This is a genomic window from Vibrio sp. 1CM24A, assembly GCF_023161725.1.
Lineage (GTDB): Bacteria > Pseudomonadota > Gammaproteobacteria > Enterobacterales > Vibrionaceae > Vibrio > Vibrio coralliirubri.
The window spans coordinates 157,869-180,749 of sequence record NZ_JALNTS010000005.1; the positions used below are offsets into that span (position 1 = coordinate 157,869).

Sequence of the window (22,881 nt, forward strand, 5' to 3'; positions counted from 1 at the left end):
TGGTTTTTATTCGGTCTCGTCGGTGACGACCCGCTTGTCTGGATCTGCTAATTCGCTAGCACAGTGCTTGCAATAGATGGCGTCCGAATCATGACCCGCTCGGTTGCAGTTCGGGCACTTAACCAACTCTTTGTGCGAGTTCATCTCATTACTGAGTTCTGCAGTAATGATCCCGGTCGGCACCGCTAAGATAGAGTAACCCAATAACATGGTAAGTGAGGCTATGGCTTTACCAAGCGCGGTCTGCGGCACCATGTCACCATAACCTACCGTTGTGATAGTCACGATGGCCCAGTAGATACTGTGAGGAATACTGGTGAAGCCATTGTCAGGGCCTTCAATAACAAAGATCAGTGCGCCAAAGATAACCACCAAGATGCCTACGGTGCTAAAGAAGATCAGTATCTTTCGTCGTGCCATTAATAGTGAGCGCAACAGAATATTGGAATCTTGCAGGTAGCGAACCAGCTTTAGGATTCGGAAGATACGCATCACACGCAACAGTCTCACCACACCCATAAATGAAGCGCCTGGGAAGATGATCGCTAGATAGGTTGGAAGAATCGCCAATAGGTCAACGACACCATAAAAGCTGGTGGCGTAAGATTTTGGTTTTGGAGAGCAATAGAGCCTTAACAAATACTCAAGAGTGAAGAGCGCAGTGAAGGTGTATTCGATATAACGCAGCTGTTGTGACCATTCGGTCATCACATTAGGGATGGATTCTAAGATCAGAACCAACAGCGAAGCCAAGATTGCAACGATCAGAGATATATCAAATGCACGTCCGGCTGGCGTGTGAGTACCAAAGATAATGACGTACAAATGATGCTTGAGTGGCTTGCGTGACATAAGGAGAGGTTCGTCTTCTGTTAAATGCATTAACTGTCATTATACAAGCTTCATAATAACGAGGCGAGTGAAAGCCCAATTGCTTTACTCGCCTCATCTATATATCAATATTGTTGCCCTTTATAGAGCAACCGAAATGTCGTTAAACGTTATGCCAAACCTGGGAACAGATTACGTAGGCCATTAGCGATGAACTCGATGCCCAATGCGCCAAGAATCAGGCCCATGATACGAGTGATCACGTTGATACCCGTTTGACCTAAAAAGCGAACGATAACCGGCGCTGAACGGAACAAAAGCCAAGAGCATGTTGCGAATGCGATGATACTAATGCCGATGCCGACCGTATCAATAGCAGCAGGGTAGCGAGACCCGTAAACAATCGTCGAACTGATTGCACCCGGACCTGCCATTAGCGGCATAGCCAGTGGAACAACGCCAATTTGCTCTTTGCTGATGTATTCAGATTTCTCTTGTTTGTTCTGCTTATCTTCACCGAGTTTACCGCTCATCATCGAGAACGCGATGCTCAGCAATAGCAAACCACCTGCCACACGAAATGAGTCTAGTGAAATGCTGAACATATCAAGCAACATTTGCCCCGCAACAAGCGACACAATCAAGATCACGGCAACAGCAATGTTTGCTTGTAAGGCTGTCCTGTTCCTCTCTTCTGGCGGCATATGAGCAGTAAGAGAAACAAAAACAGGCATGATGCCGATAGGGTTTACGGCAGCAACAAGCCCAAGGAAGAATTGCATAAAGATTGCGAGTTCTAAGCCTTGCATGAGAGCGATCTCCAGTTAGCGTACTTTAAGGTTGAAGGGTTGATCTGTGAATAGTCTAGGCGCGTAATGTAAGGGACAAACTACATTTTCACGAATGAAAAAAACTAACTTGAAACGGGTGATTCTTTTTAGAAAAACTAATTGAATCTCACTTTTGTTTTAGGCTTGTTGCAAGCTAGTCGGTAGTGTTTCATTTTGTAACTTCTTATTGAGTAACTGTTAACCCACGCACGAAATTAATAAAAATTATGTCAGAATCTAGCCCGTGCAACGGTATGGATATACTCTCAGTAGCACGAATATAGCTGTATACATGTAATTTAACGGACTAAAAATGAAACTTTTTTACAGTTTATTACGCTATGTAGAAAAAAGTTGTCTGTTTGCTTGTTTTTTGCGCGAACGAAAAGTGTGAGTTTAATCTATATAAATCATGCTCTTAAGTTCATTTTTGCGATTGCCTTACTACTTTCTGGTTAATTCTTTTTGGGTAACTGATCTGGGTCAATTTTTTTCACACTGTGAAATAATATACTCAGCCCTGAAAGCAATTTACTAAGAACGCTGATGTTTAAGGTTAAAGGCAAGCAGCGAATTTAATAAAAAGTTTTTAATATTTATTATTTTAGGAGATCCACCATGCCTGTAACTAACTTAGCGGAACTTGATGCTCTAGTAGCTCGCGTTAAAGCAGCACAAGAAGAGTTTGCAACATTCTCTCAAGAGAAAGTAGACGCAATCTTCCGCGCAGCTTCTCTTGCTGCTAACCACGCTCGTATTCCACTTGCTCAACAAGCAGTTGCTGAATCTGGAATGGGTATTGTTGAAGATAAGGTTATCAAAAACCACTTTGCATCTGAATTTATCTACAACAAATACAAAGACGAAAAAACATGTGGCATCTTAGAAGAAGATGACAACCTAGGCACAATGACTATCGCTGAGCCTGTAGGTATCATCTGTGGTATCGTTCCAACAACGAACCCAACTTCTACAGCAATCTTCAAATCTCTAATTTCTCTTAAGACACGTAACGGCATCATCTTCTCGCCACACCCACGTGCAAAGAACTCAACTAACGACGCAGCGAAACTAGTACTAGACGCAGCTGTTGCAGCTGGTGCTCCAAGAGACATCATCGGTTGGATCGACCAACCATCTGTAGAGCTTTCTAACGCGCTTATGAAGCACGACGGTATCGCACTTATCCTTGCTACTGGTGGTCCAGGCATGGTTAAAGCAGCATACTCTTCTGGTAAGCCTGCTATCGGTGTTGGTGCTGGTAACGTTCCTGTCGTTATCGATGAAACAGCTGACATCAAACGTGCTGTAGCATCTATCCTTATGTCTAAGACTTTCGATAACGGCGTTGTATGTGCTTCTGAGCAAGCTGCAATCGTAGTTGGTGAAGTATACGACGAAGTGAAAGAGCGTTTCGCTTCTCACAAAGCTCACGTTCTATCTAAAGCTGACGCTGATAAAGTACGTAAAGTTCTGCTTATCGACGGCAACCTAAACGCTAAAATCGTAGGTCAACCTGCTCCAGCAATCGCTGAAATGGCTGGTGTTAAAGTTCCTGCTGATACAAAAGTACTTGTAGGTGAAGGTCTTGGTAAAGTTTCTTACGATGACGAATTTGCTCACGAGAAACTATCTCCAACTCTAGGTCTATTCCGCGCAGACGACTTCGAAGACGCTGTTGCTCAAGCGGTAACTATGGTTGAAATCGGTGGTATCGGTCACACATCTGGTCTTTACACTAACCAAGATACTAACGCAGACCGCATCCGTTACTTCGGTGACAAGATGAAGACTGCTCGTATCCTAATCAACATCCCGACTACTCACGGTGGTATCGGTGACCTGTACAACTTCAACGTTGCACCTTCTCTAACTCTAGGTTGTGGTTCATGGGGTGGTAACTCTATCTCTGAGAACGTAGGTCCTAAGCACCTTATCAACAAGAAAACTGTAGCGAAGCGAGCTGAAAACATGTTGTGGCACAAACTACCTAAGTCTATCTACTTCCGTCGTGGTAGCCTTCCAATCGCAATGAGCGACCTAGAAGGTAAGAAACGCGCATTCCTAGTAACTGACCGTTTCCTATTCAACAACGGTTACGCAGATGACGTAGTTAGCCTGCTTAAAGCACAAGGCATTGAAGTTCAAACTTTCTTCGACGTAGAAGCGGATCCAACGCTATCTGTTGTTGAGAAAGGCGCTGAAGCAATGAAGAGCTTCCAACCTGACGTAATCCTTGCTCTAGGTGGCGGTTCTCCAATGGATGCTGCTAAGATCATGTGGGTTATGTACGAGCACCCAGAAACTCACTTCGAAGAACTAGCAATGCGCTTTATGGACATCCGTAAACGTATCTACAAGTTCCCTAAAATGGGTCAAAAAGCTGAGCTTGTATGTATCACTACAACTTCAGGTACAGGTTCAGAGGTTACTCCATTCGCTGTTGTTACAGACGACAAGACTGGTGCTAAATACCCACTAGCTGATTACGAAATCACGCCAAACATGGCTATCGTTGATGCGAACCTAGTAATGAACATGCCTAAGTCTCTAACAGCGTTCGGTGGTTACGATGCAGTAACTCACGCTCTTGAAGCTTACGTATCTGTTCTAGCGAACGAGTACTCAGACGGTCAAGCTCTTCAAGCACTTAAGATGCTTAAAGAATACCTACCATCAAGCTACAAAAATGGTGCGGCTGACCCAATCGCTCGTGAGAAAGTACACAACGCAGCAACTATCGCTGGTGTAGCATTTGCGAATGCATTCCTAGGTGTGTGTCACTCAATGGCTCACAAAATTGGTGCTGAGTTCCACCTACCACACGGTCTTGCTAACGCACTACTTATCTCAAACGTTGTACGTTACAACGCGAACGATAACCCAACTAAGCAGACTGCATTCTCTCAGTACGACCGTCCACAAGCACGTCGTCGTTACGCTGAAGTTGCTGACCACCTAGGCCTAAGCCAAGCTGGTGACCGTACTGCTCAGAAGATTGAACGTCTACTGACTTGGTTAGAAGAGCTTAAAGTTGACCTAGACATCCCACTATCTATCCAAGCTGCGGGTGTTAACGAGTCTGACTTCATCGCTAAACTAGACGAGCTAGCTGTTGAAGCGTTCGATGACCAGTGTACAGGTGCTAACCCACGTTACCCTCTAATCACTGAGCTAAAAGAAGTGCTAACAACTTCTTACTTCGGCCAACCATACGTTGAAGGCGAAACTTTCGAAGGTACTACAGTTATCCTTAAGAAAGCAGACCAAAAGCCAGCTGAAGCGAAAGCGCCAAAAGCTAAAAAAGAAAAAGCTAACGCATAATAAGTAAGCATTAGTTTTGAGATAAGTTTTCGCTAGCACGATACTTATCTATCGGGAAAAGATGAAAGCCCCAGTCGAGAGACTGGGGCTTTTTTTATGTTTGGTTCGTTTGTAAAACGGATTGAAAGGCATTAGCTCTGTTACTTAATATGAGCTGAGTCAGCCATGTTCACTTGGAGTAGAGAGTTAAACCTCTGCCGCGACAACTCGCCCACTGAAGTAGTCATTCGAGACAATGTATTCAGTGGTTCGAGTCAACTCGTCTTGCAGCTGCGCCCAGTGACATCGGTTGAGCTTACCATCGGAGTTATGAACGGCGGGAACAACGCCACCGACTCGAATACCAAAGGGAGTCAGCTCTTTCGCCCAACTATGGGTAAAGCCAGTGATCATTGAGTTTGCGCTCTCTAAGCCGGACACATCGTGAAAGTCATCATGAGATATCACATTCACAATCACGCCTTCTTTATCTTCTTCTCGTAATCTCTCAGCACTGATTTGCCCAAATGCGAAAAGGGTTGATGCCATCGATGAGAGATCATTAATAAAGCTACTGACAGGTTGATCGCCAATTAGGCTAGGCATTGGGGAGCTTATCCAGTTATTGACCAACACATCGGGTGTCGTGTTGAAGGTGGTTTGAATAAAATCATATACGCTGAGAATCGCTTGGCTGTCATTGCCTTTAAGCGTGTAGTGGTAAACAGAGTCAGAAAACCGGGCACACTGTAGATACGTCGCCTGAAGTGCTTCCGTGTCTTTATCACAAAGGATGACGGTGGCTCCAAGGTTAACAAAGTGGTTCGCAATCGTCCCTCCTAGTCGCGAGCCGGCAGATGTCACCAATATGATTGAGCTTTTTATTTCCATCCCAGTACCTAAACAAATCGTCCATGTCGGATAAGGATGGGTTAAATTTTATACAATGGGTGTGAATTGGTTCAAACTAAGGTGCGCCAAATAATAAGTTTTTATGAACTTAGTGGCACGTCACATTTTGTAGTAACTTCAAGCGGTAACCGACATCTGGTGTTTTTAGGTTGCCTAAGGCTAGTGGTTCATATCATTCATGTGAATACTTTGAAGTGTGCGAGTTAGTCGAAGAAGAGCTGTGGAGAGACTGCGAAAAAGGGAAAGGTAGGAGACCGCTATACTTGAGCTTGAATTTGATACTGACGTTGCGCGGTGGTTAGCTCATTGTAGAGCGTGGCATGTGGCAAATCAGGTAAATGCTTGTTTGCGAGTTTGCGTCGGTCATGACCAGAAAGGTTTTGATAAACCTCTTCGGGTAAGTCGGCCGTATCTTCAGGCATGAAGGCAAGCGCTTCAGGTTTCAAGTAATGGCTGAGCTTGGCGCTAGCAAGGCTAGCTTGATGAAAATGATTAGATTGCTGAGCTGAAATCTCATACGAAGATTGGTTTGAACGCAGTTGTTGAGGTTCTGCTACGCTAAATTGTTTGCGCAGGCGATCTTCATTTGTCTCTGTGATTTCAATGGTGTCAATTGGCGTGCAATCACGAACATCATTAGAAAACATAGATAACAGCAACGCGAAATCTGCACGGCGACCTTGCTCAACCGCTTGGCTGATCCCGATGCCGAACTTCAGTTCGTTGATGATTCCTGCTTTGTCTAAAGTATGTATTTGCATGCTGCCTCTCATTGGATACACCTTTAACGGCATGGAGTAGGCAAACTTTAGTGTCTAATTACAGGCAAATAGAGAATTTATGCAGGGTAGGGAAGAAAGCTAGCAATAGGGCGAGAAGTAAGCGCTATTGGCGAGCTTATTGCGAAATGCCTAGATTTTGTGGAATACGACAGATACAAAAAAGCTCACGCCGGGGCATGAGCTTTCAATAGATAACTCGCTATAAATAGCGCAGCGTAAGCAATAATTACTTAGCTAGGTTCTCTTCTACGAAAGACCAGTTTACTAGGTTCCAGAATGCAGCCATGTAGTCAGGGCGAACATTGCGGAAATCGATGTAGTAAGCGTGTTCCCATAGGTCAACAGTTAGAAGTGGAGTAACACCTTCTTCTGTTAGAGGAGTAGCAGCGTTAGAAGTGTTAACGATGTCTAGAGAACCGTCAGCTTTCTTAACTAACCAAGTCCAAGAAGAACCGAAGTTGTTGATTGCTGAATCAGTGAATTTCGCTTTGAATTCTTCGAAAGAACCGAATGCAGCGTTGATAGCTTCTGCAACAGCGCCAGTTGGTTCGCCGCCTGCTTTGGGAGCAAGACAGTGCCAGTAGAACGTGTGGTTCCAGATTTGAGCAGCGTTATTGAAAACACCACCAGTAGAAGTCTTAACGATCTCTTCTAGTGTTTTGCCTTCAAACTCAGTACCTGGGATAAGACCGTTTAGCTTAACAACGTAAGTGTTGTGGTGCTTACCGTGGTGGAAATCTAGCGTTTCTGCTGAGATGTGTGGTTCTAGCGCGTCTTTCGCGTAAGGAAGAGCCGGTAGTTCAAATGCCATTGCTCAATTCTCCATTGATATGAAAGAGTTAACTCTTTCGATTGCTTCCAGTGATATTATTATTCATGGCTCGCTATACTGCCAACCATGGTCAATTTGCTGACTTGCGATATAGTTTAGCAAGTTTTTACTTTATTAAAAGCTTATTTCATTACTTTTGTGTGAATTGTTAGCTTAGCTTGTTAACCGCTTTTTTTATATGGTTTTTATTCTTTTAGTTTGGGGTAGAATAAAGGCAATAAAAGCCGTAATCCATTAACGAGGAAGCAATGGAAACTATCGATAAAATCAAACAGCAAATTGAAGAAAACACTATTCTACTGTACATGAAAGGTTCTCCTAAGCTACCTAGCTGTGGTTTCTCTTCTCAAGCGTCTCAAGCTCTAATGGCATGTGGCGAAAAATTTGCTTACGTAGATATCCTACAAAACCCTGATATCCGTGCAGAGCTTCCTGCTTACGCACAATGGCCAACTTTCCCACAACTTTGGGTTGAAGGTGAGCTAATCGGTGGTTGTGACATCATTCTTGAGATGTTCCAAAAAGGCGAACTTCAGCCAATCATCAAAGAAGCAGCGGCTAAAGTTGCTGGCGATGACGCTGAATAAGTTCTAGCCTTTGCGCTGAATAGTTAAAATGAGGGGCCTTAATTAGGCTCCTTTTTTGTTTGAATTGATCGAATCATTGACTCGATAAGGAATGAACAATGAACGTAAAACTTCATTATGTGCATGATCCAATGTGCAGCTGGTGTTGGGGTTACAAGCCAACACTTGAGTTATTGAAACAACAATTGCCTGCGAGCATTGAGTTTAACTATGTAGTGGGTGGTTTGGCCCCAGATTCTGATGAGCCAATGTCAGAAGAGATGAAAGGCAAGCTGCAAGCGATTTGGAAGCAGATCGAAGCTAAGCTAGGTACTGAGTTTAACCATGAGTTTTGGACTGAGTGCCAACCCGTCCGCAGTACTTACCCTGCATGCCGTGCTGTGATCGCTGCTGGCTTTCAAGATCACTACGAAGCGATGCTTGAAGCGATTCAACATGCTTACTACCTTCGTGCGATGCTGCCTCATAGCCAAGACACACATTTGCAGTTGGCTGAAGAGCTAGGCATGAATGTTCAACAGTTTGAAAATGACCTTTCTAGCAAGTTATTGGAAAGTGAGTTAGATGACCAGCTAGGCTTTAAAGAAGCGATGGGTGTATTTTCTTACCCAACCTTAATGCTTGAAGTGAACGGCATCTTTAGTGAAGTTGAATTGGATTACCATTCAACGGAAGCGACGCTTAAGTCTATTCGCGAAATTCTTGTGAGTAATGCTCCCGCTGCATAATTCAGCGAGAGTTGTCTGTATTGACGCAATGACTTCTAAGGCTTACTCATAAGAGTAAGCCTTTTTTGTTTGGTGTCGCTAGTTCAATGAGAGTGAGCGGAAGGAAGAGAGGAATGAATCCCAGAGACAAAAAAGACCGCACGAGGCGGTCTTTATAAAAGTGAGCGTAGGATTCTTTAACTACAGAACCTAACTACAGAACCATAGCTGCAATCCAACCGAATACGATCAGTGGGATGTTGTAGTGTAGGAACGTCGGTACTACGGTTTCCCATACGTGCTCGTGTTGACCATCAGCATTAAGACCCGATGTTGGACCTAAGGTTGAGTCAGAAGCTGGAGAGCCAGCATCACCAAGCGCTGCAGCTGTACCTACTAGAGCGATCGTTGCCATAGGTGAGAAACCAAATGCTGCTGCTAGTGGAACGTAGATAGTTGCAAGGATTGGAATCGTAGAGAACGAAGAACCAATACCCATAGTTACCAATAGACCAACAATTAGCATAAGCAGTGCCGCTAGAGGCTTGTTGTCACCGATGCTGGTTGAAAGCGCTTCAACCAAAGATTCAACGCCACCTGTTTGCTTCATTACCGCTGCAAAACCTGCCGCTGCAATCATGATGAAACCGATCATTGCCATCATGTGAACGCCCTTAGTGAAGACATCGTGTGTCTCTTTCCAAGCGATTACACCACCGAAGGTGAATACCATGAAACCAGCCAAAGCACCGATGATCATAGAACCTGTCGATAGTTGCACCGTTAGTGCAGCAACAATACCCGCAGCAGCCACTAGGATGTGCTTCTTGTTGATCTCTTTCACTTCGGTTGAAACAACAGTATGAGACGTTTCTTTGTATTGGCGAGGCTTACGGTAAGTAAAGAATACTGCCGTAAGAAGACCAAAGATCATGCCTGCAGCCGGTAACAACATCGCCATTGGTACTTGGCTTGCTATTACGTTTTCAAGACCGTTGTCGTGAAGGTTTTTAAGCAGGATGTTGTTTAGGAAGATGCCACCAAAACCGATAGGTAGAACCATATACGGAGTAATCAGGCCAAAAGTAAGTACACACGCAACCAGACGACGGTCTAGGTTCATTTTTGCGAATACGCCTAATAGAGGTGGGATTAAGATTGGGATGAAGGCGATATGCACAGGAATCACGTTTTGCGAAGACATGGTCACTAAGATCAAAGACGCAAGGATGCCATATTTTAGACCATTAGATGCCGCACTGTTCTCTTTGCCGTGAATGCGCTTAATGACGCTTTGAGCAAGTAGATCTGTGATACCAGAACGAGAGATAGCAACAGCAAAGGTACCAAGCATTGCGTAGCTAAGTGCGATAGTTGCACCGCCACCTAATCCACTTTCGAACGCTGCTACAGCATCGTTCACACTCATACCAGAGGCTACGCCACCGATAATTGCGCTGAACGTGAGAGCCACGACAACGTTTACGCGCATCAAAGCTAAAACAAGCATGATGCAAACTGAAATTACAACAGGATTCATATTATTCTCGGGATGTTGTGTTTTTTATGAAGGCAATACGAGTGAACGTTTACCGACTCTATTTTTATTCTTCGTCAACAAGAGGCCAACCACCTAGGGCTTTCCATTTGTTTACTATGCCGCAAAATAACTCTGTGGTTTTTTGCGTATCATACAAAGCAGAGTGTGCTTCTTTGTTGTCAAATTCCATCCCCGCAGTGCGGCAAGCTTTAGCCAAAACGGTTTGACCGTAGGCAAGACCACTAAGGGCTGCGGTGTCAAAAGTTGCAAATGGATGGAAAGGGACGCGTTTAAGCTTACAACGCTCACTTGCTGCATTAACGAAGTTTAAATCGAACGTAGCATTGTGAGCGACCATGATTGCGCGACTGCAATCTGAAGCTTTTTGTTCTTTTCTCACAAGCTTGTAGATTTCTTTAAGGGCTTCTTGTTCCGACACAGCACCACGTAATGGGCTAAATGGGTCTTTAATTCCGTTAAAGTCTAATGCTGCCTGCTCTATATTTGCGCCTTCAAAAGGCTCAATGTGAAAATGAAGCGTTGATGCAGGGTGCAGATCTCCGTTCTCATCCATTCTTAGTGTAATGGCACAGATTTCTAATAATGCATCGGTTTCAGCGTTAAACCCTGCGGTTTCCACGTCGATGACCACTGGGAAATAGCCACGAAAGCGTTTTTTAAGGGTCAGAGCTTCGTTTTCTACAGTCATGTTAGCCCAAATATGTGTGATTAAGGCAGCATTATTGCAGATAATAGCAGTGATAAAAACTAGGGAAGGGCAATAAATCATAAATTAGCCGACCTATTTCGGCTTGATAATTGCATATTCAAACGTGATGGAAAAATGCGGCAATTGGCTGCATTGTTAAACGAATTGCTTAAGAGATACTCCACTTTATGAAGAAACAACTCATAACAGGTTCAATGCTATTTTCGCTACTTATGTCGTCATCGGTATTGGCACAAGAAAAGCGTTACGGAGCATCTCCTCAACAGTCAACGTGGGAGATGGTGGCCAACACGCCACTCGAATGCCGTTTGGTTCACCCTATCCCAAATTTTGGTGATGCTGAGTTCTCATCTCGCGCGAGTAAAAAAATCATTTTGGACTTTGAGCTTAAAATGCGTCGCCCGATGGGTGCTACGCGTAATGTCAGCTTGATTTCGATGCCGCCACCTTGGCGTCCGGGTGAAAGTGCTGATCGCATGACAACCATTAAGTTCTTCCAACAATTTGATGGCTACGTTGGCGGTCAAACGGCGTGGGGAATCTTGAGTGAGTTGGAGAAAGGGCGCTACCCGACATTCAGTTACCAAGAGTGGCAGAGCCGAGATCAACGTATCGAAGTGTCGTTGTCGTCGGTGTTGTTCCAAGAAAAATATAATGTGTTCAGTGACTGTGTTGCTAACCTGCTGCCTTACAGCTTTGAAGATATCTCTTTCACTATTTTGCATTACGACCGCAACAGCGATCAGCTGAACAAGTCGTCGCGCAAAAGGCTGAGCCAGATTGCCGATTACGTCCGCTATAACCAAGACATCGACCTTGTGCTGGTGGCAACGTACACCGACTCTGTCGACAGCAAAGGGATTAGCCAAAACCTTTCAGAGCGCAGAGCGGAATCGTTAAGAGAGTACTTCAAATCTCTAGGCCTGCCAGAAGATCGTATTCAAGTGCAAGGCTATGGTAAGCGTCGTCCGATTGCAGACAATAACTCGCCAATTGGTAAAGATAAGAACCGACGTGTTGTGATCTCTTTAGGTCGTACACAGGTTTAAGCTAAACAACAGCTTGTTTTGAAATGACAAAGCCCGTCTTGATGACGGGCTTTTTTATGTTTTAAATTTGGAGTAGTTGTTTGGACGTAACTTGTTTAGTTCAAGCGGAAGCGGGCGATCATTTCACAGTTGGTCGCGGTATCGATCTTCTCCACCATAGAGGCAATTTTAGGGTTTGGGTGGCGTTTCATGAAATCGATCAGCGCTTTCTTACAGCAACCAATAGAATCGATAAAGCTTGAACATTGAGTATTAGGGCACTGAGGGATCAGTGTGAGTACCTTTTCGGAAGCCAGTTGAAGATACTTGAGCTCGTATTCAGTGTCGCCAGCCCAACGCCAGAATTGAGCAAGATTGTGGCAAGAAATCACCGAGATAAGTAGGCGTTCATCGGCTTGAATATCGGTGCGTTCTGTAATTTCTTCACTTAAGTTCAAAGCCTGCTGATAATGAAGAATACTTCGTACAGGATCGTCGAGCTGCAATGCAGTATCGGCAAGTAACGTGTGTTTTTCCCATTCGCTAATCATTGTATTACCTCATTAATCAATAGGTGGTTAATTTAAATGATAATCATTATCATGTAAAGTTTCATCAATGAGATTATTAAGAATAATTGGTGAGGCGTATCGATTATGGTGAGAGTGATAAAAAAGAAGCGAGCATAGTGCTCGCTTCTTTTTTATTTCATCAGGCGTTCAAACTCAACTTCTCAAAGAGGTTAAGGAATTAACCTTCTAGACCTGCGCTTGCTTGTTTGTTCTGAATCAGCTCAATCATGTAGCCATCAGGATCTTTAACGAACGCAATGTGTGTAGAGCCGCCTTTAACCGGACCCGCTTCTCGCGTTACGTTGCCGCCAGCTGCTTTAATCGCATCACACGTTGTGTAGATGTCATCAACACCGATAGCAACGTGACCAAAAGCAGAGCCAAGATCGTATTCAGTGGTGCCCCAGTTGTAAGTCAGCTCAATCACTGCGCCTTGAGATTCGTCGCCAAAGCCAACGAAAGCCAGTGTGTATTCGTACTCTTTGTTTTCGTTCTTACGTAATAGCTGCATGCCCATTACATTGGTGTAGAACTCGATAGACTTGTCTAGATCACCCACGCGTAGCATGGTGTGTAAAATACGACCGTTTGACATGATTTGCTCCTAGCTTGTTATTGGTTGTTTCTTTTATAGCACTATATATGAGCAAGCTCATAAGCAACACCAAAGAGATGATGAGTTTGGTCATATTTTCTTATTCTCATTATCTATCTTACTCTCCACCTCTACCTTTTTTCTTATTTGTATTACAAAAAATTAAAGGGCGACGGCCTTATTAATTTGTCAGTCACTAGCACTTAATTCGCAGTTTTGCATAAATAGTAATTTTGAGTATTGGTCTTTTTTGTAATGGCCAAGAATGGCCTTGGTTGTTTAATTGTGACTTATATCTCCATCTTGTTGCTGATTTCCTTTCGTTTTTACAATTGGCATCTAACTTTCCATTTTATCAATTTATGATTACGCCAATATCTCCCTGTTTATAGAAAGGTTATTCCGATGTTTCACTTCATTATTAAGGAATTTTCGATAAAATACGCTAATAACCAATGGTTTTTACGAAAGTATAAAGAGTGTCTATTTTTTGCACTTATCTTTTTTAAACAATATCTTGGGCTTGTATTGTTTGTTTTATGTTTGATGTTTGGGGTGGTTGTGTTTTCAAAGTAGTTGTCAAGTGTGTATCAAGTGTATCTTTTGCGATCTTTGCTAAATAGACAATCCTTACTATATAGTTTTTCAAGCGCACCAAATCGACTAAATATTCACTTTTGATTTGTGCGATTTTTCTATTATATAAAGAATAAGTATTATTTTATTACATTAGCCTCAACGTGAGGCATTGATGTGGAGTACTCAAATGACGAGTAAATGGTTTACACAACAAAGTTCAGATGTTTTAAACGAACTGAACGCAGATCAAACGACAGGTTTATCAACTTCTGAAGCGGATGCACGCTTAGAGAAGCACGGCACTAACGAACTGACTGCACAAGAGTCAGCTTCTGCGTGGGAACTGTATATTCATCAATATAAAAACCCACTGATTTTTATTCTAGCTGTTGGTGCAATCGTTTCTTGGTCTACTGGCCACGCGATTGATGCTATTGCTATTGCAGTGATTATCCTTATCAATACTGGTATCGCGTTCTGGCAAGAATTTAAAGCTCAGAAAGGGATGGAAGCGCTAAAAGAAATGGCAGCTCCAGAAGCCGAAGTGATGCGCGATGGTAAATGGATCAGTGTTCCAGCTAAAACCCTCGTTCCTGGTGACATCATCAAAATTAATACCGGCGATATTCTGCCTGCTGATGTTCGTATTCTTGAGTCAAACCGTTTGACCGTAGACGAAGCAGCTCTTACCGGTGAGTCTGAGCCAGTGAATAAGCAGTCTGAACGCCTTGAGGATGAGACCCTTGGTCTTGGCGATCAGAAGAACATGGGCTTCATGACAACAATCGTGACTACAGGTACTGGCCTTGCTGTTGTAACAAGCACAGGTATGCAAACTGAAGTTGGTCACATCGCTGATATGATGAACCAAACGGAAGAGACGAAAACACCAATGCAAGAGCGTATGGACACCATCGCACTCGCGTTATTGGTTGTTGCTCTTGTGGTTGTCGCTATTGTTTGTGCTATCGGTGTTTACCACGGTATGCCATGGTTAGAAATCCTAACAACAGGTATCTCTTTATCGGTTGCCGCTATTCCTGAAGGCTTACCAACGGTGGTTACTATCGTATTAACGATGGGCTCGACTAAGATGGTTAAGAATAATGCTTTGGCTAAACAGCTAGCAGCAATCGAAACGCTTGGTTCTACAACCGTTATCTGTTCAGATAAAACAGGTACGCTAACACAAAACCAAATGCAGGTAATGAAAGCGTACGATGTGTCTGGTCGTTACTGGGATGTATCAGGTAAAGGTTTTGATCCTAAGGGTGAATTCATTACCAAAGATCACAATGTCGAAGCGACAAACAGCCCTGCAATGATGAAAGGTCTTGTTGTTGCAACGCTTTGTAACGATGCTGAATATGTAAATGCTGATGGTAAATGGACGGTTCGTGGCAACCCGACAGAAGGTGCACTAATTGTTGCAGCTGCAAAAGCAGGTCTTAAACAAGATGAAATGCTATCAACGGGTGGCTACTCAATTGTTAAGAAGTTCCCGTTCGATTCTGGTCGTAAGATGGCTTCTGTTATCGTTCGTGACCCACAAGGTAAGCACTTCCTAGCATTGAAAGGCGCGCCAGATGTTGTTCTTGGTAAATCAACCAGCTTCATGGTTGACGGTGGTTTCGTACCAACGGTTGGCTGTGAAGTTTCAGGCAACTTGGCTCTCGATACCGCACCGTCTCAAGAACTTCATTTAGACTTTGAAGCGGCAATCCAAACCTTTGGTGGTGATGCTCTGCGTACACTTGCCGTTGGTTTCCGTGAATTAAAAGAAGAAGAGCTTGAGTTAGATTTCCCTGAGCTTGAAAAAGACGTCAGCATCCTGGGTATCTATGGCATCATGGATCCACCACGTCCAGAAGTGCGTGATGCAGTAAATAGCTGTTATAGCGCTGGTGTTCGTACGGTAATGATTACCGGTGACCACGCAGTCACGGCAGCAGCGATTGCTCGTGAAATCGGAATCATCCGTAGCGAAGACGATCTAGTGGTAACGGGTGCTGAGCTTGACCAAATGGATGACAAGAAGCTTTTGTCTATCTGTTCTCAGGTTGCAGTATTTGCACGTGTTACTCCAGAGCACAAGCTGCGTATCGTAAAAGCGCAACAAGAGAACAACGAAGTTGCCTCTATGACCGGTGACGGCGTGAACGATGCGCCAGCACTGCGTCGTGCAGACATTGGTGTTGCGATGGGTATTACAGGTACGTCTGTTGCGAAAGACTCAGGTGACCTTATCTTGTTGGACGATAACTTCAGTACTATCGTGAAGGCGGTACGTCAGGGGCGTCAAATTTTCGATAACCTACGTAAGTTTATCCGCCAAGCACTTACAGCGAACGTGGGTGAGGTTTCGGTAATCCTATTTGCATTCCTACTCATGGGACCAGATGTAGTACTTCCGCTAACTCCACTAATGATTTTATGGGTTAACCTCGTTTCTGATGGTCTACCAGCACTCGCACTCGGTGTTGAGCCAGAAGAGAAAGATCTCATGGAGCGCAAGCCAGGCAAACGTGACCAAGGCTTCTTCTCTAATGGTCTGGGCGCTCGTATCCTAACTCGTGGTCTCGCATTAGGTGGTCTAAGTTTTGTGACATTCTCTTACGCACTCGACGGTGGTTACAGTGCTCAATACGCACAAACTGTTGCGTTTTTAACACTGATCTTTGCTCAACTTTGGAGCTTGTTCGATGCACGTACGTTTACAACGATTTATCGTAAGAATCCGTTCACTAACCACTACCTACTTGGTGCGGTGGCAGTATCGGCTATCTTGTCTTTAAGCGTTGTTTACACAAGCTTCGGCCAGCTGGTATTCAGCACAGAAGCACTAGAGTTTAATCACTTAATATCGTTAATCTTCATTGCAGCAGTACCAACATTTGTTCTATCTGCTATCAAAGAAGTGACTAAAGTGAAGTTTATCTAAGACAGACTTCTTAGCTAAATAATTGAATCCCGCCATAAAAGGCGGGATTTTTTATGCTTGTTATCTTTGGGAACGCAGAATTAGAAATGAAAACTGATGTAGAGGCTGCTTCTAGAGAGTGGCAATAAAAAAGCAGCGCTTTAAGCGCTGCCGTATTGATTAATCGTTGTGAACGGAAAGACTAATCTTCGCTCTTTTCTTTGTACTCACATAGGTCTTCAATGATACAGCTGCCACAGCGTGGTTTACGTGCGACACAGGTGTAACGTCCATGAAGAATGAGCCAATGGTGGACATCCAGTTTGAATTCTTTTGGGATAACTTTAAGTAGCTTTACTTCGACATCGTCGACGGTTTTACCCATCGCTAGCTTAGTGCGGTTTGATACACGATAGATGTGAGTATCAACGGCAATCGTTGGCCAACCGAAAGCGGTATTTAACACTACGTTTGCTGTTTTACGTCCAACACCTGGAAGGGCTTCTAATGCAGCGCGATCTTCCGGTACTTCACCATTATGTAGGTCAAGCAGCATACGACACGTCTTGATGGTGTTTTCTGCTTTTGAGTTAAATAGGCCGATGGTCTTGATGTACTCTTTTAAGCCATCAACACCTAGGTCGAAAATTGCTTGCGGCGTATTGGCTACAGGGTACAGTTTATCCGTCGCCTTGTTCACGCTGACATCGGTTGCTTGTGCAGACAATAGAACGGCAATCAGCAGTTCGAATGGGCTGTTCCAGTTAAGCTCAGTCTCTGGCTTTGGATTGTTTTCTCTTAAACGCTCAAGTATTTCTACTCGTTTTACATTGTTCATAGCGACATTACTTTCAAATAGTTAGGGCATGAAGCTTGGATTGCTTCTGCTTTATCATCGGTTACGCGCTCTTATGAGCGTCATTATTATATGTACTGTTTAGTTCTGATTTTCCCCGCCGAGTGGTTGAGCTAACTCAGCGGGATTAAAGCTAATTTAACTTATCAGGCATTGGTAACGCGAGCGCGTTCAATGACTGGTTTTTCTTGTTTTGGTTGTCTAGATTTTGCTTGGTTATCGATGATGTTTTTCAAAGCAATTAAGAAACCAACACCAATAAAGGCACCCGGTGGAAGCAGGGCTAACAAGAAGCTGTTATCAAATTGGAATATTTGGATTCGTAACACAGAAGCCCAGTCACCAAGCAGCAGGTCTGCACCATCAAATAGAGTGCCGTTACCAATAATCTCACGCATCGCACCTAACACGACCAATACTGATGTCATGCCTAGACCCATCCAGAAACCATCTTGAGCCGCTGGTAGCACTTCATTCTTTGAAGCGAAGGCTTCCGCACGACCAATGATGATGCAGTTGGTTACGATCAGCGGGATGAAGATACCCAAAGAGAGGTAAAGCCCATAGGCGTAAGCGTTCATCAGTAATTGAATACACGTTACTAGCGAGGCAATGATCATTACGAATACTGGGATACGCACTTCTTTTGGTACGTGGTTACGAACCAAAGAAACAGAAACGTTTGAGCCGACCAGTACAAGCAAGGTAGCAATACCTAGCCCAAGTGCGTTAGTGACTGTTGACGATACAGCCAGCAGCGGACATAACCCAAGAAGTTGTACTAGGGCAGGGTTATTGGCCCACATGCCATTTTTGATCAGTGTTTTATGGTCACTCATTATTCACCACCACAATTTAGAGGTTGAGCAAGCAATGCTTGGTTGTTTTGGTTAACGTATTGAACCGCTTGTTTGACTGACTTCACGACCGCTCTTGGTGTGATGGTTGCGCCAGTAAACTGGTCAAAGTCACCACCGTCTTTACGAACCTTCCAACGGTCAAGATTAGAATCTGTTACTTGTTTGCCTGCAAACGAAAGAATCCAATCACTCACACGCAAATCAATCTTATCACCCAAACCTGGAGTTTCTTGGTGAGAAAGCACGCGAGTACCTAAAATAGTACCGTCGATCTTCATTCCAACAATCACTTTAATCGCGCCGTTGTAGCCGTCAGGGGCAATCGCTTCGATCGCAATCGCACTCGGCTCACCATTGATTTTAGCAATGTAAGCCGGCATCGCTTGTTCAGTACCAAGCGCTTCTGCTTGAACCAAAGTACAAGACGAAAACAGCTCGTTGTCGTGCAGATCGTGTGGGATCACTTGGTTAAGAACAGACAGTAACTGAGCCTGTTCCTGTTGTTTGATCTGATCTTTGGTCAGGTAGTGGGTTACCGCGACCAAACCCGTCGAAGCACACGCAAAAATCGCGAGTACAAGGCCGTTTTTCTTAATTGCATTTAGCATGGTATCCGCTCCCTTAGTGGCCGTATGTACGAGGTTTGGTGTAGTAGTCAATCAGTGGAACACACATGTTGGCTAACAATACAGCAAACGCCACGCCATCAGGGAAACCACCCCAACTGCGGATGATAAATACCAAACCGCCGATCAGAGCGCCAAACACTAAGCGACCTTTGACTGTCGTGGATGCTGAAACTGGGTCGGTCGCAATGAAAAATGCGCCGAGCATAGTCGCACCAGACAATAGATGAATAGTCGGTGATACGGTTTCGCCAGGAGTGAACATCAAGAACACTAGGCTAAATAGGGTCAAGCTGCCCAGAAACGCGACTGGGATATGCCATTGAATCACGCGTTGCTTGATAAGCACCAAGCCACCAATAAGGTAAGCAAGGTTTACCCATTCCCAACCCACGCCAGCTAACCAGCTAAATTGAGGTTGAGACAGAGCTTCAGAAGCGGTGTTGCCTGCCGTTAATGCGGTTTTGAAGGCATCAAGTGGCGTCGCCATTGTGGTGCCATCAATCCCTAAACGAGCTTGCTGTAGAGATAATCCTTCATTATTGAAGCCAGTAAAGATCATCAAGAATGAGTCAACAAAACTGGTTGCTTCAGCCGTTAAGCTAGCTGGCGCATTCCAACTGGTCATCTGAACTGGGAATGAAATCAGCAAAACAACGTAAGCGACCATCGCTGGGTTAAATGGGTTTTGCCCAAGTCCGCCGTATAGGTGTTTCGCGATGACAATTGCGAAGAACATACCTATCACTAGAATCCACCACGGAGAGTGCGGAGGAATCGCGACACTAAGTAGCCAAGCGGTGACAACAGCACTGTAATCACGTAGCGCCATCACTGGCGGGCGCTTTCTTAGCAGCATGATTGCTGCTTCAAAGGTAATCGCAAGTGCGATAGCAAATACTAACTGGATGAGCGTACCCCATCCGAAGAAGTAGGTTTGAGCTAGTAGACCTGGCAATGCACAAATAGCGACCCATTTCATCAGATCTGGGGTGCTTCTACGACTGTGTGCGTGCGGTGAGCTGGCGATAAAGAAGGCCACTACTCTTTCTCCTCATTATTCTTTTTATCTAGCTCTTGCTGTGCTTTTCTTGCTTTAGCACGAGCAATAGCGGCAGCAACGGCTGCTTTTTTAGGATCGACGGGTTCTGATTGAGTTTCAGCTTCCACTTCAATTTCAGGGGCGGTTACTTGAGCCTCGACCTGCTTCGCTTGTTGTGCTTTTTTCGCCTTAGCGCGAGCAATCGCGGCGGCAACTGCAGCTTTCTTAGGATCGACTGACTCTTGTTGAGTTTCAGCTTCAACTTCAATCACTGGCTCAGGAATTTCTGCTGCTTCGTCTTGCTTAGCTTGTTGAGCTTTCTTCGCTTTAGCTCGAGAAATGGCCGCAGCGACAGCATCTTTCTTGGCATCGCCAGAGCTTTCAGCTGGAGCTTCACTTTCGGTCTGAGCAGCTGATTCCGCTTGTTGAGCTTTCTTGGCTTTAGCGCGAGCAATAGCTGCAGCGACAGCATCTTTCTTGGCATCGCCAGTACTTTCAACCGGAGCTTCGGAAGCTGATTCTGCTTGTTGAGCCTTCTTCGCTTTAGCACGCGCGATAGCCGCAGCGACAGCATCTTTCTTGGCATCGCCAGTACTTTCAGCCGGAGCGTCAGAAGCTGATTCCGCTTGCTGTGCTTTCTTCGCTTTAGCGCGTGCAATCGCAGCAGCGACGGCATCTTTCTTAGCGTCGCCAGAGCTTTCAACCGGAGCGTCAGAAGCTGATTCCGCTTGTTGAGCTTTCTTGGCTTTAGCGCGAGCAATAGCCGCAGCAACGGCGTCTTTTTTAGCATCACCAGTACTTTCAGCCGGAGCCTCGGAAGCTGAACCTGCTTGTTGGGCTTTCTTGGCTTTAGCGCGAGCTATAGCAGCAGCGACAGCATCTTTCTTGGCATCGCCAGTACTTTCAACCGGAGCGTCTGAAGCCGATTCCGCTTGTTGAGCTTTCTTCGCTTTAGCACGAGCGATAGCTGCAGCAACAGCGTCTTTTTTGCCATCACCAGAGCTTTCTGCAGGAGCATCAGTTGTTGCTTGTTGTGCCTTGCGCTCTCGAGCTTGTCGTTTACGTTCTTCACGCAATTTCGACATTTCAGAGTTGTCTGGTTCAGCGCCATCCGCTTTCTGAGCCGCCGCTTGTTTCGCTTTTGCCTTCGCAATCGCAGCAGCTACCGCAGGTTTCACGGCTGGTTCTGCATTAGGTGTTTGGTCTGCCGCGGCTTTTTGCGCTTTAACGCGAGCAATCGCAGCTGCAATCGCATCATCACCATCGGCTGATTTCATGTCTTTACGACGGTTGTCAGCAGCCTTCTTGAAGCGGTTTTCACGTTCTGCTTTGTCACGCTCCATACGAGCGTTTTTCTCTTCGAAACGAATCTTGGCGCGCTCTGCGGCTGTTGCTTCGTCTTTTCTTGTTTTGATTTCGGCTTTCGCTTGGCGATAGTACTGAACAAGAGGGATCTCACTTGGACAGACAAACGCACAAGCACCACATTCAATACAGTCTTTAATATTCAGCTCTTCACACTTATCCAACTCGTTGGCTTTGGCATGCCATTGCAGTTGTTGAGGAAGTAGAGACGCAGGACAAGCTTCAGCACACGCGCTGCAACGAATACATTCCATCTCGTAAGTGCTTGGTGAGATCTCACGACGCGTTGGCGCTAAAATACAGTTCGACGTTTTAGTGATTGGCACATTGGCATGCGGCAAGGTAAAGCCCATCATCGGGCCGCCCAAAATCAAACGCGGCAGCTTCTTATCCGCTTTATAACCAAACTCTTCAAGTAACTCGTGAACAGGTGTACCTAATAGTGCCCAAACGTTACGAGGTTGCTTAAAGGTTTTACCGGTTAAAGTCACCACGCGGTTAACCACTGGTTCACCGTCGATTACCGCTCGCTTAATTGAGTAAAGCGAGCCGACGTTTTGAACCAAAACACCAATGTCTGCAGGAATGCCGCCAGCCGGAACCTCTTTATTGGTGAGGATCTTGATCAGCTGTTTCTCACCACCAGAAGGATACTTAGTTGGAATAACACGAATGACGATATCTTTGTCTTTCGCTGCAATCTCAAGTGCTTTTATCGCGTCTGGTTTATTGTCTTCAATGCCGATAACCGTCAGCTTTGGTTGAAGAATGTGTTCAACCACTTCGATGCCTTTTAATACTTCGTCGGCATGTTCTTGAAGCAACTTGTCATCAGAGGTGATGTAAGGTTCACATTCCGCAGCATTGACGATCAAAATGTCGGTACGACCTAAGCCTGATTGAAGCTTCTTAGCCGTAGGGAAGCCTGCGCCGCCCATGCCTGAAATACCAGCTTGGCGAATCACATCTAGCAGTTCGTCAGAAGTCTTTGTCGAAAAATCTTCAACTGGATTTTTTTCACTCCAAGTGTCTAGGCCATCAGGTTTAATAACCACGCACATTTCGCTCAAGCCTGAAGGGTGAGCGGTAGTTCGCGGTTCGATAGCGGTAATCACACCCGATGTTGGTGCGTGTACAGGTAACGTAAAACCTGTATCTAAGGCAGTAAGTTGCTGACCTTTTAACACAGTGTCGCCAGCAGCAACCAATAGGTTACCCGGCTTACCGATGTGCTGTTTCACCGGAAGAACGATTTCTTCTGGAAGCCTTGCATGGACGATATCAGTAGTATTCGACTGTTTCTTGTTTTCAGCAGGGTGCACGCCACCAGGGAAGTTCCAAATAGAGCCCGTGCGAATTTGTTCAATTAAAGAGATCATACTAA

The 22,881-nt window shown here is 44.8% G+C and carries 19 protein-coding genes; 5 read left to right on the forward strand and 14 right to left on the reverse strand.

All coding sequences use genetic code 11. From position 1 onward, the window contains the following. Positions 1 to 6: 6 nt before the first annotated feature. Positions 7 to 852, reverse strand: a complete 846-nt coding sequence (locus MSG38_RS12760) for an ion transporter (RefSeq protein ID WP_050620964.1) — start codon at positions 850 to 852, stop codon at positions 7 to 9. A 149-nt stretch (positions 853 to 1,001) separates the two neighbouring features. Continuing rightward, the gene (locus MSG38_RS12765) at positions 1,002 to 1,640 is read right to left on the reverse strand and encodes a YchE family NAAT transporter (protein WP_004734056.1); all 639 of its coding nucleotides are present in this window, start codon (positions 1,638 to 1,640) and stop codon (positions 1,002 to 1,004) included. A 639-nt stretch (positions 1,641 to 2,279) separates the two neighbouring features. Here MSG38_RS12765 and adhE point away from each other — a divergent pair. After that, positions 2,280 to 4,985: a bifunctional acetaldehyde-CoA/alcohol dehydrogenase gene (gene adhE / locus MSG38_RS12770; protein WP_017056490.1), complete on the forward strand. Its 2,706-nt coding sequence runs from the start codon at positions 2,280 to 2,282 to the stop codon at positions 4,983 to 4,985. A 186-nt stretch (positions 4,986 to 5,171) separates the two neighbouring features. On the opposite strand, the gene MSG38_RS12775 is transcribed toward adhE, so the two are convergent. The 3 genes from MSG38_RS12775 to sodB all read right to left on the reverse strand — a co-directional run bounded on the left by MSG38_RS12775 (position 5,172) and on the right by sodB (position 7,469). Continuing rightward, the gene (locus MSG38_RS12775) at positions 5,172 to 5,855 is read right to left on the reverse strand and encodes an SDR family oxidoreductase (RefSeq protein WP_048611559.1); all 684 of its coding nucleotides are present in this window, start codon (positions 5,853 to 5,855) and stop codon (positions 5,172 to 5,174) included. Positions 5,856 to 6,133: 278 nt separating this feature from the next. Then, positions 6,134 to 6,637, reverse strand: coding sequence for a VC2046/SO_2500 family protein (locus MSG38_RS12780; RefSeq protein WP_282450424.1), 504 nt, complete (start codon positions 6,635 to 6,637; stop codon positions 6,134 to 6,136). A gap of 247 nt (positions 6,638 to 6,884) precedes the next feature. Continuing rightward, positions 6,885 to 7,469: a superoxide dismutase [Fe] gene (gene sodB / locus MSG38_RS12785; protein ID WP_004734050.1), complete on the reverse strand. Its 585-nt coding sequence runs from the start codon at positions 7,467 to 7,469 to the stop codon at positions 6,885 to 6,887. A gap of 269 nt (positions 7,470 to 7,738) precedes the next feature. Here sodB and MSG38_RS12790 point away from each other — a divergent pair, with 269 nt between their 5' ends. Together MSG38_RS12790 and MSG38_RS12795 are read left to right on the forward strand one after the other, a co-directional pair. After that, positions 7,739 to 8,077, forward strand: a complete 339-nt coding sequence (locus MSG38_RS12790) for a Grx4 family monothiol glutaredoxin (protein ID WP_004741702.1) — start codon at positions 7,739 to 7,741, stop codon at positions 8,075 to 8,077. 98 nt (positions 8,078 to 8,175) lie between these two features. Then, on the forward strand, positions 8,176 to 8,805 hold the full coding sequence (locus MSG38_RS12795; RefSeq protein WP_048610518.1) for a DsbA family protein: 630 nt from the start codon (positions 8,176 to 8,178) through the stop codon (positions 8,803 to 8,805). Positions 8,806 to 8,998: 193 nt separating this feature from the next. On the opposite strand, the gene MSG38_RS12800 is transcribed toward MSG38_RS12795, so the two are convergent. Together MSG38_RS12800 and rnt are read right to left on the reverse strand one after the other, a co-directional pair. Further along, on the reverse strand, positions 8,999 to 10,324 hold the full coding sequence (locus tag MSG38_RS12800) for a Na+/H+ antiporter family protein (protein WP_065103208.1): 1,326 nt from the start codon (positions 10,322 to 10,324) through the stop codon (positions 8,999 to 9,001). 64 nt (positions 10,325 to 10,388) lie between these two features. Then, complete coding sequence (gene rnt, locus MSG38_RS12805) at positions 10,389 to 11,033, reverse strand: ribonuclease T (RefSeq protein WP_029222960.1); 645 nt, start codon at positions 11,031 to 11,033, stop codon at positions 10,389 to 10,391. A 188-nt stretch (positions 11,034 to 11,221) separates the two neighbouring features. On the opposite strand from rnt, the gene MSG38_RS12810 reads away from it, so the two are divergent. Further along, entirely contained in the window at positions 11,222 to 12,103 is an 882-nt protein-coding gene (locus MSG38_RS12810; protein ID WP_248401969.1) for an OmpA family protein, read from the forward strand. Positions 12,104 to 12,198: 95 nt separating this feature from the next. On the opposite strand, the gene MSG38_RS12815 is transcribed toward MSG38_RS12810, so the two are convergent. Continuing rightward, a complete protein-coding gene (locus MSG38_RS12815) occupies positions 12,199 to 12,633 on the reverse strand; it encodes a DUF2753 domain-containing protein (RefSeq protein WP_004734047.1) in 435 nt (144 codons plus the stop codon). 199 nt (positions 12,634 to 12,832) lie between these two features. Continuing rightward, positions 12,833 to 13,249: a lactoylglutathione lyase gene (gene gloA / locus MSG38_RS12820; protein WP_004734046.1), complete on the reverse strand. Its 417-nt coding sequence runs from the start codon at positions 13,247 to 13,249 to the stop codon at positions 12,833 to 12,835. Between the two features lie 766 nt (positions 13,250 to 14,015). Between gloA and MSG38_RS12825 the strand changes: the two genes are divergently transcribed. After that, positions 14,016 to 16,769, forward strand: coding sequence for a cation-transporting P-type ATPase (locus MSG38_RS12825; protein ID WP_248401970.1), 2,754 nt, complete (start codon positions 14,016 to 14,018; stop codon positions 16,767 to 16,769). A 181-nt stretch (positions 16,770 to 16,950) separates the two neighbouring features. Here the strand turns inward: MSG38_RS12825 and nth are convergent, their stop codons facing one another. The 5 genes from nth to rsxC form a co-directional block, all read right to left on the reverse strand. After that, positions 16,951 to 17,586, reverse strand: a complete 636-nt coding sequence (gene nth, locus MSG38_RS12830) for an endonuclease III (RefSeq protein WP_248401971.1) — start codon at positions 17,584 to 17,586, stop codon at positions 16,951 to 16,953. A gap of 164 nt (positions 17,587 to 17,750) precedes the next feature. Further along, on the reverse strand, positions 17,751 to 18,443 hold the full coding sequence (locus MSG38_RS12835; RefSeq protein ID WP_248401972.1) for an electron transport complex subunit E: 693 nt from the start codon (positions 18,441 to 18,443) through the stop codon (positions 17,751 to 17,753). Then, positions 18,443 to 19,072 carry an electron transport complex subunit RsxG gene (rsxG, locus tag MSG38_RS12840; RefSeq protein ID WP_248401973.1) on the reverse strand — a complete coding sequence of 210 codons (630 nt, stop codon included), beginning with the start codon at positions 19,070 to 19,072 and terminating at the stop codon, positions 18,443 to 18,445. Before rsxG ends, MSG38_RS12835 begins: the two co-directional genes overlap by 1 nt. A gap of 13 nt (positions 19,073 to 19,085) precedes the next feature. Beyond that, positions 19,086 to 20,132 (reverse strand): electron transport complex subunit RsxD, encoded by a 1,047-nt coding sequence (rsxD, locus tag MSG38_RS12845; RefSeq protein WP_248401974.1) that lies wholly within the window; start codon positions 20,130 to 20,132, stop codon positions 19,086 to 19,088. Beyond that, on the reverse strand, positions 20,132 to 22,876 hold the full coding sequence (gene rsxC / locus MSG38_RS12850; protein ID WP_248401975.1) for an electron transport complex subunit RsxC: 2,745 nt from the start codon (positions 22,874 to 22,876) through the stop codon (positions 20,132 to 20,134). Before rsxC ends, rsxD begins: the two co-directional genes overlap by 1 nt. Positions 22,877 to 22,881 lie beyond the last annotated feature (5 nt).

Coding starts and splice junctions, on each gene's coding strand:
- MSG38_RS12790 (WP_004741702.1), top strand. CDS start 7,739: ATGGAAACTATCGATAAAATCAAACAGCAAATTGAAGAAAACACTATT.
- rsxG (WP_248401973.1), bottom strand. CDS start 19,072: ATGCTAAATGCAATTAAGAAAAACGGCCTTGTACTCGCGATTTTTGCG.
- adhE (WP_017056490.1), top strand. CDS start 2,280: ATGCCTGTAACTAACTTAGCGGAACTTGATGCTCTAGTAGCTCGCGTT.
- MSG38_RS12835 (WP_248401972.1), bottom strand. CDS start 18,443: ATGAGTGACCATAAAACACTGATCAAAAATGGCATGTGGGCCAATAAC.
- rsxC (WP_248401975.1), bottom strand. CDS start 22,876: ATGATCTCTTTAATTGAACAAATTCGCACGGGCTCTATTTGGAACTTC.
- MSG38_RS12760 (WP_050620964.1), bottom strand. CDS start 852: ATGTCACGCAAGCCACTCAAGCATCATTTGTACGTCATTATCTTTGGT.
- rnt (WP_029222960.1), bottom strand. CDS start 11,033: ATGACTGTAGAAAACGAAGCTCTGACCCTTAAAAAACGCTTTCGTGGC.
- MSG38_RS12810 (WP_248401969.1), top strand. CDS start 11,222: ATGAAGAAACAACTCATAACAGGTTCAATGCTATTTTCGCTACTTATG.
- nth (WP_248401971.1), bottom strand. CDS start 17,586: ATGAACAATGTAAAACGAGTAGAAATACTTGAGCGTTTAAGAGAAAAC.
- MSG38_RS12795 (WP_048610518.1), top strand. CDS start 8,176: ATGAACGTAAAACTTCATTATGTGCATGATCCAATGTGCAGCTGGTGT.
- MSG38_RS12800 (WP_065103208.1), bottom strand. CDS start 10,324: ATGAATCCTGTTGTAATTTCAGTTTGCATCATGCTTGTTTTAGCTTTG.
- MSG38_RS12815 (WP_004734047.1), bottom strand. CDS start 12,633: ATGATTAGCGAATGGGAAAAACACACGTTACTTGCCGATACTGCATTG.
- MSG38_RS12775 (WP_048611559.1), bottom strand. CDS start 5,855: ATGGAAATAAAAAGCTCAATCATATTGGTGACATCTGCCGGCTCGCGA.
- sodB (WP_004734050.1), bottom strand. CDS start 7,469: ATGGCATTTGAACTACCGGCTCTTCCTTACGCGAAAGACGCGCTAGAA.
- MSG38_RS12825 (WP_248401970.1), top strand. CDS start 14,016: ATGACGAGTAAATGGTTTACACAACAAAGTTCAGATGTTTTAAACGAA.
- MSG38_RS12780 (WP_282450424.1), bottom strand. CDS start 6,637: ATGCAAATACATACTTTAGACAAAGCAGGAATCATCAACGAACTGAAG.
- MSG38_RS12765 (WP_004734056.1), bottom strand. CDS start 1,640: ATGCAAGGCTTAGAACTCGCAATCTTTATGCAATTCTTCCTTGGGCTT.
- gloA (WP_004734046.1), bottom strand. CDS start 13,249: ATGTCAAACGGTCGTATTTTACACACCATGCTACGCGTGGGTGATCTA.